This window comes from Hymenobacter sp. PAMC 26628, assembly GCF_001562275.1.
GTDB lineage: Bacteria > Bacteroidota > Bacteroidia > Cytophagales > Hymenobacteraceae > Hymenobacter.
Genome location: NZ_CP014304.1, coordinates 682,785 through 697,654 on the forward strand (window position 1 = coordinate 682,785; position 14,870 = coordinate 697,654).

At 62.6% G+C, this 14,870-nt stretch carries 11 protein-coding genes and 1 pseudogene; 9 read left to right on the plus strand and 3 right to left on the minus strand.

What is annotated here, in order from left to right:
* Positions 1-10: 10 nt before the first annotated feature.
* A complete protein-coding gene (locus AXW84_RS03310) occupies positions 11-523 on the minus strand; it encodes a carboxypeptidase-like regulatory domain-containing protein (RefSeq protein WP_068228638.1) in 513 nt (170 codons plus the stop codon).
* Between the two features lie 455 nt (positions 524-978).
* Between AXW84_RS03310 and AXW84_RS03320 the strand changes: the two genes are divergently transcribed.
* The 4 genes from AXW84_RS03320 (at position 979) to AXW84_RS03335 (ending at position 7,024) form a co-directional block, all read left to right on the plus strand.
* A complete protein-coding gene (locus AXW84_RS03320) occupies positions 979-2,127 on the plus strand; it encodes a M50 family metallopeptidase (RefSeq protein ID WP_157886785.1) in 1,149 nt (382 codons plus the stop codon).
* Between the two features lie 162 nt (positions 2,128-2,289).
* Complete coding sequence (locus tag AXW84_RS03325) at positions 2,290-3,192, plus strand: ABC transporter ATP-binding protein (RefSeq protein ID WP_068228647.1); 903 nt, start codon at positions 2,290-2,292, stop codon at positions 3,190-3,192.
* Positions 3,193-3,359: 167 nt separating this feature from the next.
* Positions 3,360-3,716: a hypothetical protein gene (locus tag AXW84_RS25695; RefSeq protein WP_068228650.1), complete on the plus strand. Its 357-nt coding sequence runs from the start codon at positions 3,360-3,362 to the stop codon at positions 3,714-3,716.
* A gap of 5 nt (positions 3,717-3,721) precedes the next feature.
* A complete protein-coding gene (locus AXW84_RS03335) occupies positions 3,722-7,024 on the plus strand; it encodes an ABC transporter permease/M1 family aminopeptidase (protein WP_068228653.1) in 3,303 nt (1,100 codons plus the stop codon).
* Between the two features lie 253 nt (positions 7,025-7,277).
* On the opposite strand, the gene AXW84_RS03340 is transcribed toward AXW84_RS03335, so the two are convergent.
* Together AXW84_RS03340 and AXW84_RS03345 are read right to left on the minus strand one after the other, a co-directional pair.
* Positions 7,278-7,652, minus strand: a complete 375-nt coding sequence (locus tag AXW84_RS03340) for a hypothetical protein (RefSeq protein ID WP_068228656.1) — start codon at positions 7,650-7,652, stop codon at positions 7,278-7,280.
* Positions 7,653-7,708: 56 nt separating this feature from the next.
* Complete coding sequence (locus AXW84_RS03345) at positions 7,709-8,320, minus strand: RNA polymerase sigma factor (protein ID WP_068228659.1); 612 nt, start codon at positions 8,318-8,320, stop codon at positions 7,709-7,711.
* Positions 8,321-8,447: 127 nt separating this feature from the next.
* On the opposite strand from AXW84_RS03345, the gene nuoK reads away from it, so the two are divergent.
* The 5 genes and pseudogenes from nuoK to AXW84_RS26130 all read left to right on the plus strand — a co-directional run bounded on the left by nuoK (position 8,448) and on the right by AXW84_RS26130 (position 14,798).
* On the plus strand, positions 8,448-8,780 hold the full coding sequence (nuoK, locus tag AXW84_RS03350) for an NADH-quinone oxidoreductase subunit NuoK (RefSeq protein WP_068238878.1): 333 nt from the start codon (positions 8,448-8,450) through the stop codon (positions 8,778-8,780).
* Between the two features lie 102 nt (positions 8,781-8,882).
* Entirely contained in the window at positions 8,883-10,871 is a 1,989-nt protein-coding gene (nuoL, locus tag AXW84_RS03355; protein WP_068228662.1) for an NADH-quinone oxidoreductase subunit L, read from the plus strand.
* Positions 10,872-10,974: 103 nt separating this feature from the next.
* Positions 10,975-12,573 (plus strand): OmpA family protein, encoded by a 1,599-nt coding sequence (locus tag AXW84_RS26325; protein ID WP_068228665.1) that lies wholly within the window; start codon positions 10,975-10,977, stop codon positions 12,571-12,573.
* A gap of 170 nt (positions 12,574-12,743) precedes the next feature.
* Positions 12,744-14,132 carry a PQQ-dependent sugar dehydrogenase gene (locus AXW84_RS03365; protein WP_068238879.1) on the plus strand — a complete coding sequence of 463 codons (1,389 nt, stop codon included), beginning with the start codon at positions 12,744-12,746 and terminating at the stop codon, positions 14,130-14,132.
* Positions 14,133-14,297: 165 nt separating this feature from the next.
* A pseudogene (locus AXW84_RS26130) lies at positions 14,298-14,798 on the plus strand (cytosine permease).
* Positions 14,799-14,870: the final 72 nt, after the last annotated feature.

A 14,870-nucleotide genomic window follows, 5' to 3' on the forward strand; every position in this document is an offset into this window, starting at 1 on the left:
CCCCGGGGCCCTACTTGATTTGGCGCAGGTCGTAGCGTACCTCTTGGCGGGCAGTTTTCAGGTAGGCCTTGAGCTGCTGCTGCTTAGGGAGCGAAATGTTGACCGGCGTGAGCAGCTGCACCACGGCTAGCGTGGTGCCGGGCTGGAGGGCAGCCGCCACGTCGGCAAAGCCGGCGTATGACGCCACCGCCGCCTCGGGCCCCATACCCGCGGGCACCGTGAAGCTAAAGTTGCCTTGTGCATCGGTCACGCACACTTGGTCGAGGCGCGACAAGCGCACCACGGCCCCAGGTAGGGCCCCGGCCAGGGTTTCGACGCGGCCGGCCAGTACCACCGGGGCCGCCACGGGCGGGGGAGGCGCAGCGGCAGCTAGCGCCGCCGGGTTCACCCGCGACACGTTGGCGGCCAGCAGCCGGGCGTGATGCGGTTTGGCTTGGGGCTGCTTGGTTTGGGCCTGGGCGGGGCTAACTCCAGCTATGATGGCCAACAACAGGAATAGGCAGGAGTAGCAGTATTGTTTCATAAAACGGTGATGAAGTAGTGGTAGGATTAACTTTTTGCTTGAATAGTTCAAAACTATTGGGGCATTAGGGCTCCCGGGGCCGCATTTCGGCCAGTGTCCCTAAACGCCCGGCCAACGCGTCTTTCTGGCCTACGGCGCCGTCAGGACTGACCAGCACCCCTCGTTACAAGCCGGGTGTAATGAATTACTTGCGCTGCCGATTCACCGGTCGTTCATTTGCAGCTCTACCTATTACTGCTCCTTTTTCCTGCCCCCCGCTCTTACCATTATCAATGGCATAATCTCCCTGGCGGTAAGACCTATACGAAGGTTGGTTTTGATAATGCCGAGAATAAAATTTGCTTCGTCTGCGGCCTCATCGATGCGGGGCCTACGCCATCGACATACGGGCTGTGCCGCCGGGGCACCAAGCTGCCAGCGGCGTAGCCGTTCCATAATTGTCCTTCTTTACAACCATGAAAAACTTGCGTAAGTACCTTCTTCTTGTTCTGTGCGCGGGCTTGGGCGCTGTGGTCGGGGGCTTGGGCGCAAAACACGGCCTGCGGCTGTCGCACCACGGGGCGTGGAGCCGGGGGCAGGTGGCCGGCTTGCTGGCGCTGCTGCCGGTGGCCTGGCTGCTGGCCGTATTGCTGCACGAGCTGGGCCACGTGCTGGCGGGGCAGACGCAGCGCTTCCAATTCCGCTGGCTGGTGGTGGGGCCCCTGATGTGGAAGCGCGAAGCGGGCCGGCTGCGCTTTGTTTGGAACAAAAGCCTGAACCTGGCCGGCGGCATGGCCCTGTGCCTGCCTCCTAATGATGGCGACTTGCGCCGGCGGTTTATGGTATTTGGGGCGGGTGGGCCGCTGGGCAGTGTGGCGTGGGCGGCCGTGGCGCTGGGCACCTACGCCCTGCTGCCCCCCGCTGCCTCGGCCGTGGGCCAGGTGCTGGCGGTGGCGCTGGCCGCGAGCGGCGGCATTTCGGCGCTGCTGGCGTTGCTGACGCTGGTACCCATGCACCTGGGCGGTTTTTACAGCGACGGTGGCCGGCTGCTGCACCTGTGGCGGGGCGACGCGGCCGGCCAGCTCGACCTGGCCCTGATTACGGCCATGGCCCACTCCATGGCCGGCACCCGGCCCCGCCACTTGCCACAGGCCCTGCTCGCGGCCGCGGCCGCCTTGCCCCAGGAGCTACCCTGCAAGTGCTACGCGCACTACTACCTCTACCTAGCGGCCCTCGATGCCCAGCAAATCGAACAAGCCGGCGAGCACCTGGCCGCCTACCGGGTGCAGCTGCCCCAGCAGCCGGCGGCCATCCAAGCCAGTGGCTGGCTGGAATCGGCGTTTTTCGCGGCCGCTTACCAGCACGACTTACCCGCCGCCCGCGCCTTTCGGGCACTGGCGCAGCCCAGTGCCTTGGTCACGGCTGATGTAACGGCCCGCGTGGAAGCCGCCCTGGCCCGCTTGGCAGACGACCCCGCGCGGGCCCTGGCCCTCGCCCAAACCGCTTTGCAGGCGCTGCCCCGCAGCATCGACCAAGGCAGCGCCTGCCTCTACGCCGAGTGGCTGACCGCTACCGTTCGCTGGGCTGGCGGGCCAGTGCAAAAGCAGCTTTCGCCTACTACCTAATTCGATACCCCTGGCCATTCAGCATCACTGTTGCTATTTGCTGGCCCGTTTGGCACGTGTTGGGCAACTACTTACCTGTTATTTGCATCTGCAATTTGCCGCTGTAATTGCTTCGGTTCAGCCACTATCTTTTTTTCAAAACCACCTTCCTTTCTGCTGCCCATGGCCCTCACCATTACCAACCTCTCCAAAACGTACCCCAACGGCACCCAGGCGCTCAAAAACGTTAGTCTCGACATTCCCAACGGCATGTTTGGCCTGCTGGGGCCCAACGGCGCGGGCAAAAGCAGCCTGATGCGCACCATTGCCACGCTGCAGGACGCCGACACGGGCAGCATCGTGCTCGACGGCATCGACGTGCTGCACGACAAGGAAGCCGTGCGCCGCGTGCTGGGCTACTTGCCCCAGGAGTTTGGCGTGTACCCCAGCGTGAGCGCCGAGGATTTGCTCGACCACTTCGCCACCTTAAAGGGCATTGCCAGCCGCAAGGAGCGCCAGGAAATGGTGGGGGCCCTGCTGCACCAAACCAACCTTTATGATGTGCGCAAGAAGCACGTGGGCGGCTACTCGGGCGGCATGAAGCAGCGCTTCGGCATTGCGCAGGCGCTGCTGGGCAACCCGCGCCTCATCATCGTGGACGAGCCCACGGCCGGCCTCGACCCCGCCGAGCGCAACCGCTTCCACAACCTGCTCTCGGAGATTGGCGAGAACCTGGTGGTGATACTTAGCACGCATATCGTCAGCGATGTAAGCGACCTGTGCCGGCACATGGCCATCATTAACAAGGGCGAAGTGCTGCTCACCGGCGACCCGCTCACGGTGATGAACAACCTGAAGGGTAAAATCTGGAAGAAGCTGATTGAGAAGACGGAATTATCGGCGCTGCAAGCTGGCCAGCAGGTCATCAGCTCGCGCCTGTTTGCGGGCAAAACCGTGGTGCACGTGCTGGCCGATGGGGCCCCGGACAGCGGCTTCGAAGCCGTGAGCCCCGACCTGGAGGACGTGTACTTCGCGGAGATTCAGCGGTACGAAGCGCGGAGTAAAAGTGGGGCAGTAATGGCCTAGAGCCACCAGGTCGTCATGCTGAGCGAAGTCGAAGCATCTCTACCGCAGCAGTATATCCTTTCAATTGGATTACTCTTCGCAGTAGAGATGCTTCGACTTCGCTCAGCATGACGGTCACCTGACCGTGCCACCATATTTCTCCATTACCCCTTCTAAATCGAACCTTTATGTTTCTTCCCATTTTCCTTTTTGAACTGAAGTACCGGCTCAAGCGGCCGGCCACCTGGATTTATTTCTTTCTCCTGTTTTTGATGGCCTTTTTGCTGGTGACGGCGGCGGGCGGCGGCTTCGGTACCGGCGTGAACGTTGCCTTGGGCGGCGACGGCCAGACAGTAAAAATCAACGCCCCGTTTTCGCTCAACATCATCACGGCGGTGCTCAGCGTGTTTGGCGTCATCATCGCCTCCTCGCTGATGGGCAACCCCGTGTACCGCGACTTCGAGTACCGCACGCACGCGCTGTTCTACACCACGCCCATTAGCAAATTTGGTTACCTGGGCGGGCGGTTTTTGGCTCTTACCTGATTTCGGTGCTGGTATTCAGCGGCATCGGGCTGGGCGCAGCGGTGGCGGGAATTATGCCCTGGGTGCAAGCCGACCGGTTTTTGGCCGTGGCCCCGGCCGGCACCTACGTGTGGCCCTACCTGGTGCTGGTGCTGCCCAACCTGCTATTTTCGGGCGCTATTTTCTTCACGGGGGCCACGCTCACGCGCAATATTCTGAGCACCTACATCGGCTCGGTGCTGCTGCTGGTGGTGTATCTGGTGGCTACGTCTTACCTGCAGGACCTCAAGAATGAGCACCTAGTAGCCGCGCTGGATGCCTTTGGCTTGTCGGCCATTGAATTCACGACCCGCTACTGGACTTCGGCCGAGAAAAACTCCCTGCTGCTGCCCCTCTCCAGCTACGTGCTGCTGAACCGGGCCGTGTGGCTGGCCTTTGGCCTGGGGCTGCTGGCGCTGTGCTACGCCCGGTTCCGGTTTTCGGCCTTCGCCTCGGATAAGCCCGACAAAAAAAGCCGCCGCGTGACGGCCGCCGATGCCCTGGCGGCCGAAGGGGCCCCCGCTGCCCAGCCCGGCGGCCTGCGCCTGCCGCGCGTGGCCCAGGTATTCTCCGGCGCCATGAGCCTGCGCCAGTGGTGGAGCCTCACCAAGCTGGAGTTCCGGGGCATTGTGCGCAGCCGCTACTTTTTGGCCATTGCGGGGGCGGGCGTAATCCTGCTGCTGGCCACCTCGGCGCAGGTCGGCAGAACCTTCGATACCGCTACCTACCCCGTCACTTACGAGATGCTGGAGGCCATCACCGGCTCCTTCTTCCTGTTCTTTCTGGCCATCATCATCTTCTACAGTGGCGAGCTGGTGTGGCGCGAGCGCGAGGCCGGCGTGGCCCAGATTACCGATGCAGTGCCCGTGCCCAGCTGGGTGCCGCTGCTGAGCAAGCTGGCGGCGCTGGGGCTGGTGCAGGTGGTGCTGCTGGCCGTGATAATGGTCTGCGGCCTGGTTATCCAGACGTTCAGGGGCTACTTCCACTACGAAATCGGTCTCTACCTGCAAGCGCTGTTCCTGTACCAGCTTCCATTCCTGCTGCTGCTGTGCGTGCTGAGCATGGTGACGCAGGTAGTGGTGAACAACAAGTACCTGGGCTTCGCGGTGATGGTGGTGTACTACGTGGCCAATATTTTCCGGAGCCAGATTGGCCTGGGCCACCGGCTGCTGGGCTACGGCGGCGGCGGCACGCCGGGGCCCTATTCCGATATGAACGGCTACGGGCACTTCCTGCCCGCCTTTTGGTGGACCAAGCTGCTGTGGGCCGGCGTGGCCGTGCTGCTGGTGCTGCTGGCCAGCTTGCTCTGGACGCGCGGCACCGACGCCGCCGGCCGCCTGCGCGAAGCCCGCCGCCGCTGGGGCCCCAGCAGCACCGCCGCCCTGGCCCTGGGCCTGCTCGTGAGCCTGGGCGCGGGTGGCTACATTTTTTACAACACCAACGTGTTGAATGAATACAGGACGCCCAAAGCGGGCGAGAAGCGCCAAGTGGCCTACGAGAAGCAGTACCGCCGCCTCAAAGACGTGGCCCAGCCCCGCATTACGGCCGTGGACATGAACACGGAGATTTTCCCGAGTACCCGCGCCGTGCGCTTCCGGGGCCGGTTCACGCTGGTGAACAAGCACGCCCGCGCCCTCGACACCGTCATTGTAAGCATTCCCGTGGAGCAAACCCCCCGCGTGCGCTCCCTCACGCTGGGCCAGCCCGGCCAGGCCACCCTGGCCCTGAACGACACCACCTACGGCGTGCGCCTCTACCGCCTGGCCCAGCCCCTGGCCCCCGGCGATTCGCTGGCGCTCGGCATGGACATTCTGTACCAGGAGCGCGGTTTCCCCAGCTCGGGTTCGAGTACCGACATCGTATACAACGGCACCTTCATCAGCAGCAACTACCTGCCCAGCCTGGGCTACCGCGAAGGAGCCGAGCTAAGCGGCGACCAGGACCGCAAAAACTACGGCCTGAAACCCAAGCCCCGCATGGCCAAGGTAAACGACCTGAAGGCTCGCCAGAATACCTACATCAGCCACGACGCCGACTGGATTCGCTTCCGCACCACCGTCAGCACCGAGGCCGACCAAACGGCTATGGCGCCCGGCTACCTGCAAAAAGAGTGGGTGAAAGACGGCCGCCGCTACTTTACCTATGTGATGGACCGGCCGATGCTTAACTTCTACACCTTCCTGTCGGCGCGTTACAAGGAATACAAAAGCCAGTGGGTTGACTCGGTGGGCCACCGCACCGTGCCCATTACCATCTACTACCAGCCGGGCCACGGGTACAACCTCCAGCGCATGGCCGCCGGGGCCCAGGACGCGCTGGCGTACTGCTCGCGCAACTTCTCGCCCTACCAGCACCGGCAGCTGCGCATCCTGGAGTTCCCGCGCTACCAGGCCTTCGCCCAAAGCTTCGCCAACACGGTGCCATTTTCGGAGGCCATCGGCTTCATTGCCAACGTGAAAGACAAGGACCCCGAAGACCTGAACTACCCGTACTACGTGACGGCCCACGAGGTGGCGCACCAGTGGTGGGCCCACCAGGTCATCGGCGGCAACGTGCAGGGCAGCACGCTGATGGCCGAAGCCATGGCCGAGTATTCGGCCCTGATGGTGCTACGCCACCACAACGGCCCGGTCGCCATGCAGCGCTTCCTCAAGTACGACATGAACCGCTACCTCAGCGGGCGGGCCTTCGAGCGCAAGAAGGAGGTGCCGCTGGCCCTGGTCGAAAACCAGCAGTACATCCACTATGCCAAGGGCTCGGTGGTGATGTACGCCCTGCAAGACTACTTGGGCGAGGCGACGCTGAACGGGGCCCTGAAGAAGTACGTGGCCGCCGTAGCCTTCCAGGGCCCGCCCTACACCAACTCGCCCGAGTTCACCGGCTACCTGCGCCGGGCCGCGCCCGATTCACTGCAAGCCTACCTCACCGATGCCTTCGAGCGCATCACGCTGTTTGGCAACCGCGTGACGGCCGCCAGCGCCAAAAAGCTGCCCGACGGCCGCTACCAAGTCGATTTCACGGTGAAATCGGCCAAGTTCTACGCCGACAGCCTGGGCAACCAGCGCCCCGCCGACCAATCCCGCGACGCCCTGCCCGTGGCCGTCTTCCCCGCCTTGGGCCCCGACAAAAAGCCCGTGGCGCCGCTGCTGCTCGTGAAGCGCCACCTGCGCGCCGGCGACAACCAGCTCCGCTTCGTGGTAAACCGGAAACCCGCCTCCGTCGCCATCGACCCCGACCACCTCATCATCGACCGCCAGCTCGACGACAACACCAAAGACCTCAAACTGTAGGGCCCTGAGCAGGGGTGCAAAAAAAGGCGCAACCCTGCTGGGGCTGCGCCTTTTTATTAGAAGCTGTTTAGGAAGTTTAGCAGTCAGCGTACGAATGGCTGTAGAACGGAGTGGCACTCCGTTGCCGTGCTAACGTTAAACAGACTACCACTCCGTTCAACAGGGCTCTGGACACGGACTCGGAAACTGCGCCAACATAATCAGCCCATTCCCCAACAAGTCAGCACGAGGGGCCCCTGGGGCCCCAGGAAAGCTACGCGGGTTGTTGCGCCGGGGCGGCGGCTTCGGGCCGGCGCATCCAGCCCATGCCGCCGCACTTGGCTTGCATTTGCTGGCGGAATTTCTCGCGGGCTTCGGGGCTTAGGTTTTCCATGCGTCCGGCCATGCGCTGCTGCCAGGCGCGGCGTTTCTGGGCCCAGCTGCCGCGGCGCCCGCCCCAGCTGCCGAACAGCAAGCGGCTGAGCAGCAGTAGCCCGAAGGTTTGGCCTAGCGTGATGGGGGGCCCGTGGAAGAGCGCCGGCACCAACCAGTTCCACAAATACTGGGTGAGGAACAGCACGGCTGTGACAAACAGACTGGCGAAAACAACGAACTTGAGGCCGCGCAGCAGCCAGAATTGACGGTTCATGATAAGGTAATCATTAAGTTGAGTCAGTAAAAATTAGGAGGGCCCCGGGGCCCCGGCTAGTCCGTGAACAGCTCGGTGTAGAGCTTTTGCAGGCGCTTGCGCAGGTGCAGCACGGCGTAGTGCTTGCGCGAAATCAAGGTTTTGAGCGGCACGCCGGTTTCGGCCTCCATCTCCTTGAAGCTCTTGTCCTCCAGCTCGTGCCACACGAACACTTCGCGCTGGGCCACCGGCAGCTCGGCCAGGGCATCGGCCAGGGCCTCCATCAGGGTTTCGCGCAGCAGGCGGTTTTCGGGCGAGTCGTCGGGGGCTGGCAGCAAGTCGGCCAGCAGCAGGCCCTCGCCGTCGGGGTCGGCCTCGGCGGCCCCGAATGCCGTTTCGAGCGACACCGGCCGCTGCCGGCGGTACAGGTCGATGATGCGGTTGCGGGCCACCCGGAAGAGCCAGGCGGCCGCCTGCTCCACGGGTTTCAGCAGGCGGTAGCTTTCCACCAGCTCGGCAAACACGTCTTGCAGCAGGTCTTCGGCCTCCGCTTCGTCGGGAATGCGGCGGCGGATGAACTGCAGTAGCCGGGGCCGCTGCTGGCGCACGGCGTCGGCAATTTGCCGGTCTTGCTGCGAGGCCGTCATCGGGAGGATAGGAGTGGGGAGCGAAAAAGCCAGGTTTTCCATGGTAGGCAAGCAGACGGGGCCCCGGCCCTAATACTTTAACCGGCGGGGGGTTTGCTTTTTCAGGATACCTTTGCCTGCCCAAAATACGGCCCAAACCCGGTCCGATTCTCCGCCCGTTCCGCCCCGCATGGAAGCCACCATTCCTGAAGTCATCCGCACCGTTCCGCTGCAGTACTACGTTTTTTTTGCCACGGCCCTGTTTTCCATCGGCGTGGTGGGGGTGCTCACGCGGCGCAACGCCATCATCATCTTCATGTGCATCGAGCTGATGTTGAACGCCGTGAATATCCTGCTGACGGCCTTTTCGGCCTACCGCGCCGACCCCAACGGGCAAATTTTCGTGTTCTTCATTATGGCTGTGGCGGCCGCCGAAGTGGCCGTGGGCCTGGGCATCATCGTCATGATTTACCGCAATTTCCAAACCACCGACGTCAACCTGCTGAGCCGGCTCAAGTGGTGAATGAGCAAAGGAGTGAATGAGCGAATGGGGCCCCGGCCCTCCGCTCTATTGCTCATTTAGCCCTCCTTTCATTCACCCATTCGCTCCTTCACTCCCTCCTTGATGGAAACCGTTATTCCTGGCCCCAACGCGCCGCACACCACCCTGCTCTACGTCCTCATTCCGCTGCTGCCCTTCGTGGGCTTCTTGCTGAACGGCTTGCTTAACAAACGCCTGCCGGCTGCGCTGGCCGGATTGCTGGGCAGCGCCACCGTGCTGGGCTCGTTCCTGATTTCCGCGTTCCTGTTCTGGAGCTTCCTGCACCCGGCGGCGGGCTGGGCCCTGCCCGGCACCACGGTGCACCGCGCCTACACCGTCGAGCTATTCGATTGGATATCCGTGGCTTCGCTGCAAATCCCGTTCAGCTACCAGATCGACCAGCTCAGCCTGATTATGCTGCTGCTCGTGACCGGCGTGGGTTTCCTCATCCACGTGTACAGTATCGGCTACATGGCGCACGACGAGAACGTGGGCAAGTTCTTTAGCTTCCTGAACCTGTTCGTGTTCAGCATGTTGGTGCTGGTGCTGGGCGCCAACTTCGTCATTCTCTTCATCGGCTGGGAAGGCGTGGGGCTCTGCTCGTACTTGCTCATCGGCTTCTGGAACACCCACACCAGCTACAACAACGCCGCCAAGAAAGCCTTCATCATCAACCGCATCGGCGACCTGGGCTTCCTGCTGGGCATCTTCCTCATCTACTTCACCTTCAACTCGGTGCAGTACGGCGAGGTGTTTCAGAAAGCCTCGCTGTTGGAGTTTGGGCCCTACACCGTGGGCATCTGCACGGCCATCACGCTGCTGCTGTTCGTGGGGGCCATGGGCAAATCGGCCCAGTTGCCGCTCTACACCTGGCTGCCCGACGCCATGGCGGGCCCCACGCCAGTGTCGGCCCTCATTCACGCCGCCACTATGGTCACGGCCGGCATCTACATGGTGCTGCGGGCCAACGTGCTCTTCACGCTCGCGCCCCAAACGCTGGAGGTGGTGGGCATCATCGGCTTGGCTACGGCGTTTTTCGCCGCCACCATCGGCCTGGCCCAGAACGACATCAAGAAGGTGCTGGCCTACTCCACGGTGTCGCAGCTCGGCTACATGTTCCTGGCCTTGGGCGTAATGGGCTACTCGTCGTCGCTGTTCCACGTGCTCACCCACGCCTTTTTCAAGGCCCTGATGTTCCTGGGGGCCGGTTCGGTTATCCACGCCATGAGCAACGAGCAGGACCTGCGCCGCATGGGCGGCCTGCGCAAAGCCCTGCCCATCACGTTCTTCACTTTCTTCATCGGCTGCCTGGCCATTTCGGGCATCCCGCCATTCTCGGGCTTTTTCTCGAAAGATGAAATCCTGAGCCACATCTACGAGCACAGCAAGCTGATGTGGGCCGTGGGCCTGTTCACCTCGTTCCTCACGGCGTTCTACATGTTCCGCCTGCTATTCTTAGCCTTCTTCGGCGAGTTCCGCGGCACCGAAGAGCAGAAGCACCACTTGCACGAGTCGCCGGCCAGCATGACCTTGCCGCTCGTTGTGCTCGCCATTCTGGCCGCCGTGGGCGGCTTCATGGGGGCCCCTATGGTGCTGGGCAAGCACTACCTGGCCGATTTCCTGGCCCCGCTCTTCACCTACTCGCGTCGACTCAACCCGGCAGCCTTTGCCCTGGAGCCCGACCACGGCACCGAGCTAATGCTTATCGGCTTGTCGGTGGCGGCCGGCGTGCTTGGCATTGTGCTGGCCTACGTGCTATACGTGGCCCGCGCCCAGCGCCCGGTAGCCGACGATGCCCCGCGCTCGGCCCCCGAAAATCTGGTGTACCACAAGTATTACATCGACGAGCTGTACGATGCCCTGTTCGTGAAGCCCACCATGGCCCTGTCGCGCGGCCTCTACAAGTTCGTGGAAAACGGCGTTATCAACCCTATCACCAACGGCTTCGGGCGGGCGGTGCAGGGCGGCGGCTACCTGCTGCGCTACGTGCAAACCGGCGCCGTCGAAACCTACCTCATCTTAATGGTTATTGGCATTGTGCTAATTCTGGGCCTGAATTACGGCCGAATGTAAATTGCTAGGGCCTCAAGGCTACTACAAAGGGCAACTTTTTACGGGTAAGGAAGTATAGGGCCTTAACATTATTAAGGAACTGTTACCCTTTCTTTCACCCCGTATGAAATTAAACCTTTTCTCTACCCGGAACCTGGCGTCCGGTGCCGTGCTTGCTGCGGCATCGCTAGGGGCTTCGTTTGGCGCGCATGCGCAAACGGCCGACCACAAGACAGCCATCAGCGGCAACGTTAGCGTGCTGCAATACCGTGGCGAAATTGGCACCGACTGGTGGAACCTGGGCCGCGAAGGCCTGCGCTTTGGTGGCGGTGCCGCCATCACGCGCTACCTCTCCCCGTCGTTCGACCTGGGCCTGATGGGCAACTATGAGCTCTACCGCTTCCCCAAAAACCGGCCGTACGGGCAGCCCTCGGGCTACGACGTGAAGTCGGGCCTCGTGGATTTGTTCGTGAAGCTGAAGCTCAACAACGGCAAAATTCTGAAAGAAGACGCCTTCATCCAGCCAGCTATTTTCGGTGGCGTGGGCATGTACCTGGCGCACAGCGTGGGCAACAACGGCACGAACAACTTCGACAACGCCATCGGCCGGCCCGACTTCATGGGTGGGGCCCTGCTGCGCTTCCACTTGTCGCCAGCACTGTCACTCGACCTGCAAACGGCCTACCACTACCCGCTGACCGAGCGGACGGATAACGTGTACAGCGCGACGGATAACCGCTACGACGACTTCCTGGTGCATTCACTGGGCTTGACGCTGGCCCTGGGCAAGGCCAAAGACACGGACGGCGACGGCGTGCCCGACCGCAAAGACAAGTGCCCCGACACGCCCACCGGTGTGAAAGTAGACGAAAACGGTTGCCCGGTTGATACGGACGGCGACGGCGTGGCCGACTACCAAGACAAGTGCCCCGACGTGAAAGGCTTGGCCGCCCTGCAAGGCTGCCCGGATGCCGACGGCGACGGCGTGGCCGATGGCGACGACAAGTGCCCCAATACCCCGGCTGGCACCAAAGTGGACGCCAGCGGCTGCCCGCTTGACGCGGACGCCGACGGTGTATCGGACGACAAAGACAAGTGCCCCGGCACCCCGGCTGGCGTAAAAGTGGACGAAAACGGCTGCCCCATTGACTCGGACGGCGACGGCGTGGCTGATGCCCAGGACAAGTGCCCCAATACCCCGGCCGGTACGAAGGTGAACGCCAACGGCTGCCCCGAAATGTCGCCCGAGCAAAAGGCCACTAAGTTCATTCAGTTCGAATACAACCGGGCACGCTTGCTGCGGGTGTCGAACGAGCGGCTCGACCAGATTGCGCAAACCTTGACCGAGTTCCCCGACTACAGCCTCAGCTTGGCTGGCCACACCGACAGCAAGGGCAGCGAAGGCTACAACTTGCGCCTCTCGTACGACCGCGCCGCCTCAGCCCGCGACTACCTGCTCAAAAAGGGCGTGCCCGCCGAGCGCATCGAAGCCCGCGGCTACGGCAAAACCAAGCCGCTTGACACCAGCAAGACCGCTGCCGGCCGCGCCAAAAACCGCCGCGTAGAATTTGACCCCTACCTGACCGGCGAAGCCAACCCGGCCGAAGCCAAATACGGCCCGGCCCCGACCATCGCCCAGCTGCAAGCCGAAGGCAAAACGGCCCCCGACGGTGCCGCCCCGGCCCGCAAAAAGGCCCGCGTTAGAAAGGCGTCGCGCAAATAGGCATCCAGCCCAAGCGCTAATGCTAAATAAAACGGCCCGCTGTGAAGCGGGCCGTTTTTGTTGGGGCCCCACGGACAACCAATCATGAAGAAAAGATGTAAAATGCCAAGGCTGTGGCTGTTCTCTCGCGACCCCAGGGCCCTGTGTTTCTACCGTATTCTCCGTTGACCATGCATTTTAAAAACGTTCTGCCACTGGCTAGCCTTGGCTTACTGGCTGCCTGCAACGGCGGGCCCAGTACCCAGGAAAAGCAATATGCCGCCGCTACCACGCCGGCCCAAACCGTGACCACGCCCGTCGAGGAATCGGTGCACCTGCCCGCGCCCTACGCCACCAAATCGGTGAGCAAAAAAGTGGACATCATCGACTGGCCCGCGGGCAAAACGCCTACCGCGCCGGCTGGCTTCACCGTGACGGAGTTTGCCGGGGCCTTCGAAAGCCCGCGCTGGGCCTACGTGGCCCCCAACGGCGACGTGCTCATCGCCGAGGCCACTACACTGCCCAAGGGCACCAAAAAGGAGATTGCCGCCGCCCTGAACCTAGACAAGTCGCGCTCACTGCAAGCCACTAGCGCCAACCGCATCACGCTGCTGCGCGACACCGACCACGATGGCAAGCCCGATGTGCGTACCGTGTTTCTGGGCGGCCTCAACCAGCCGTTTGGGATGCTGGTGCTGGGCAATTCGTTTTACGTGGCCAATACCGACGGCGTGCTGCGCTACCCATACCAGCCGGGGGCCACTAAGATCAGCGGCGCGGGCCAGAAAATTCTGAGCCTGCCCGAAGGCGGCTACAACAACCACTGGACCCGCAATTTGCTGGCCAGCAAGGACGGTAAAACGATTTTTGTAACCGTCGGCTCGGGCTCGAACGTGCAGGAGCACGGCCCCGAAAACGAGGTGCGCCGGGCCAATATCTTAGAAATTAACCCCGATGGCTCGGGCGAGAAGATCTACGCCAGCGGCCTGCGCAACCCCATCGGCCTGGCTTATTACCCCGGCACCTCCACACTGTGGGCGGCCGTAAACGAGCGGGATGAGCTGGGCGACGAGCTGGTGCCCGACTACATCACCAGCGTGAAAGAAGGCGGTTTCTACGGCTGGCCCTATTCGTACTACGGCCAGAATGTAGACCCCCGCCGCAAGGGCGAGCACCCCGAATTGGTGCAGAAAGCCCTCGTGCCCGATGTACCGATGGGGCCCCACGTAGCGGCCCTGGGCCTCACATTTTATGACCAGAAAGCCTTCCCCGCCAAGTACCAGAACGGCGCATTCGTGGGCGAACATGGCTCCTGGAACCGCGCCGCTTTCTCGGGCTACAAGGTGGCCTTCGTGCCCTTCAAGGATGGCAAACCGGCCGGCAAACCCGAGGATTTCCTCACCGGCTTCCTCGTCGGTGGCGACTCCGACAAGGCCTACGGCCGCCCCGTAGGCGTGGTGACGCTGCCCGATGGGGCCCTGCTGGTGATGGATGACGCGGGCAACAAAGTGTGGCGCGTGGCGGCCGCTGGGGCCCCTAAGGCCACGGCTTTCGTCCCCACCGCCAGCCACCGGCGCTAACGCTAGCGCAGTTGCCAATTAGGGCCCCCGAACCTGCGCTAGGTTCGGGGCTTTTTGCGATTAGCAAGCAGTGCTGGGGCCCCGGCTAAAAAACATATGGTATCCTGGGGGGCCAAAGCCCACGTTGTCACTACATTCGCTCCGAGCCCTTTTACTTGGAACCGCATGGATACGTCGCCGCAACTTGCCCCGGCCCCCGGCTTCACCAGCGTTGACCTGGCCCCGGTGGCCCTGGCCGACCGCACCTGGGGCACCGGTAACTACGCCGCCCTCTGGATCAGCATAAGCCTATGCATTCCCACCTACATGCTGGCCAGTTCGCTCATCGAAGGCGGGATGAACTGGTAGGAATCGCTGCTCACCATCTTTCTGGGCAACACCATCGTGCTGGTGCCCATGCTGTTAAACGGCCGCGCCGGGGCCCGGAACGGCATCCCGTTTCCGGTGCTGGCCCGCGCCAGCTTTGGCGTGCGCGGGGCCAACGTGCCGGCCCTGCTGCGGGCCATCATCGCCTGCGGCTGGTTCGGCATCCAAACCTGGATCGGTGGCTACGCCCTCTATCAAATGGCCGTGCTGTGGGTACCGGCGCTGGGCACGCTGCCGGCCGTGTTCCCGGCCAGCTGGGGCCTGGCCACGGGGCCCGCGCTGCTGTTCTTCCTGTTCTAGCTGCTGAACATGTACGTGGTGTATTTGGGCGTCGAGAGTATTCGGAAGCTACTGGTTTTCAAGGCATTTTCC

Excerpts from the sequence above, each read along its gene's own strand:
- AXW84_RS03340 (WP_068228656.1), bottom strand. The coding sequence starts at position 7,652 with ATGAACCGTCAATTCTGGCTGCTGCGCGGCCTCAAGTTCGTTGTTTTC.
- nuoK (WP_068238878.1), top strand. The coding sequence starts at position 8,448 with ATGGAAGCCACCATTCCTGAAGTCATCCGCACCGTTCCGCTGCAGTAC.
- AXW84_RS26325 (WP_068228665.1), top strand. The coding sequence starts at position 10,975 with ATGAAATTAAACCTTTTCTCTACCCGGAACCTGGCGTCCGGTGCCGTG.
- nuoL (WP_068228662.1), top strand. The coding sequence starts at position 8,883 with ATGGAAACCGTTATTCCTGGCCCCAACGCGCCGCACACCACCCTGCTC.
- AXW84_RS03345 (WP_068228659.1), bottom strand. The coding sequence starts at position 8,320 with ATGGAAAACCTGGCTTTTTCGCTCCCCACTCCTATCCTCCCGATGACG.
- AXW84_RS25695 (WP_068228650.1), top strand. The coding sequence starts at position 3,360 with ATGTTTCTTCCCATTTTCCTTTTTGAACTGAAGTACCGGCTCAAGCGG.
- AXW84_RS03365 (WP_068238879.1), top strand. The coding sequence starts at position 12,744 with ATGCATTTTAAAAACGTTCTGCCACTGGCTAGCCTTGGCTTACTGGCT.
- AXW84_RS03310 (WP_068228638.1), bottom strand. The coding sequence starts at position 523 with ATGAAACAATACTGCTACTCCTGCCTATTCCTGTTGTTGGCCATCATA.
- AXW84_RS03325 (WP_068228647.1), top strand. The coding sequence starts at position 2,290 with ATGGCCCTCACCATTACCAACCTCTCCAAAACGTACCCCAACGGCACC.
- AXW84_RS03320 (WP_157886785.1), top strand. The coding sequence starts at position 979 with ATGAAAAACTTGCGTAAGTACCTTCTTCTTGTTCTGTGCGCGGGCTTG.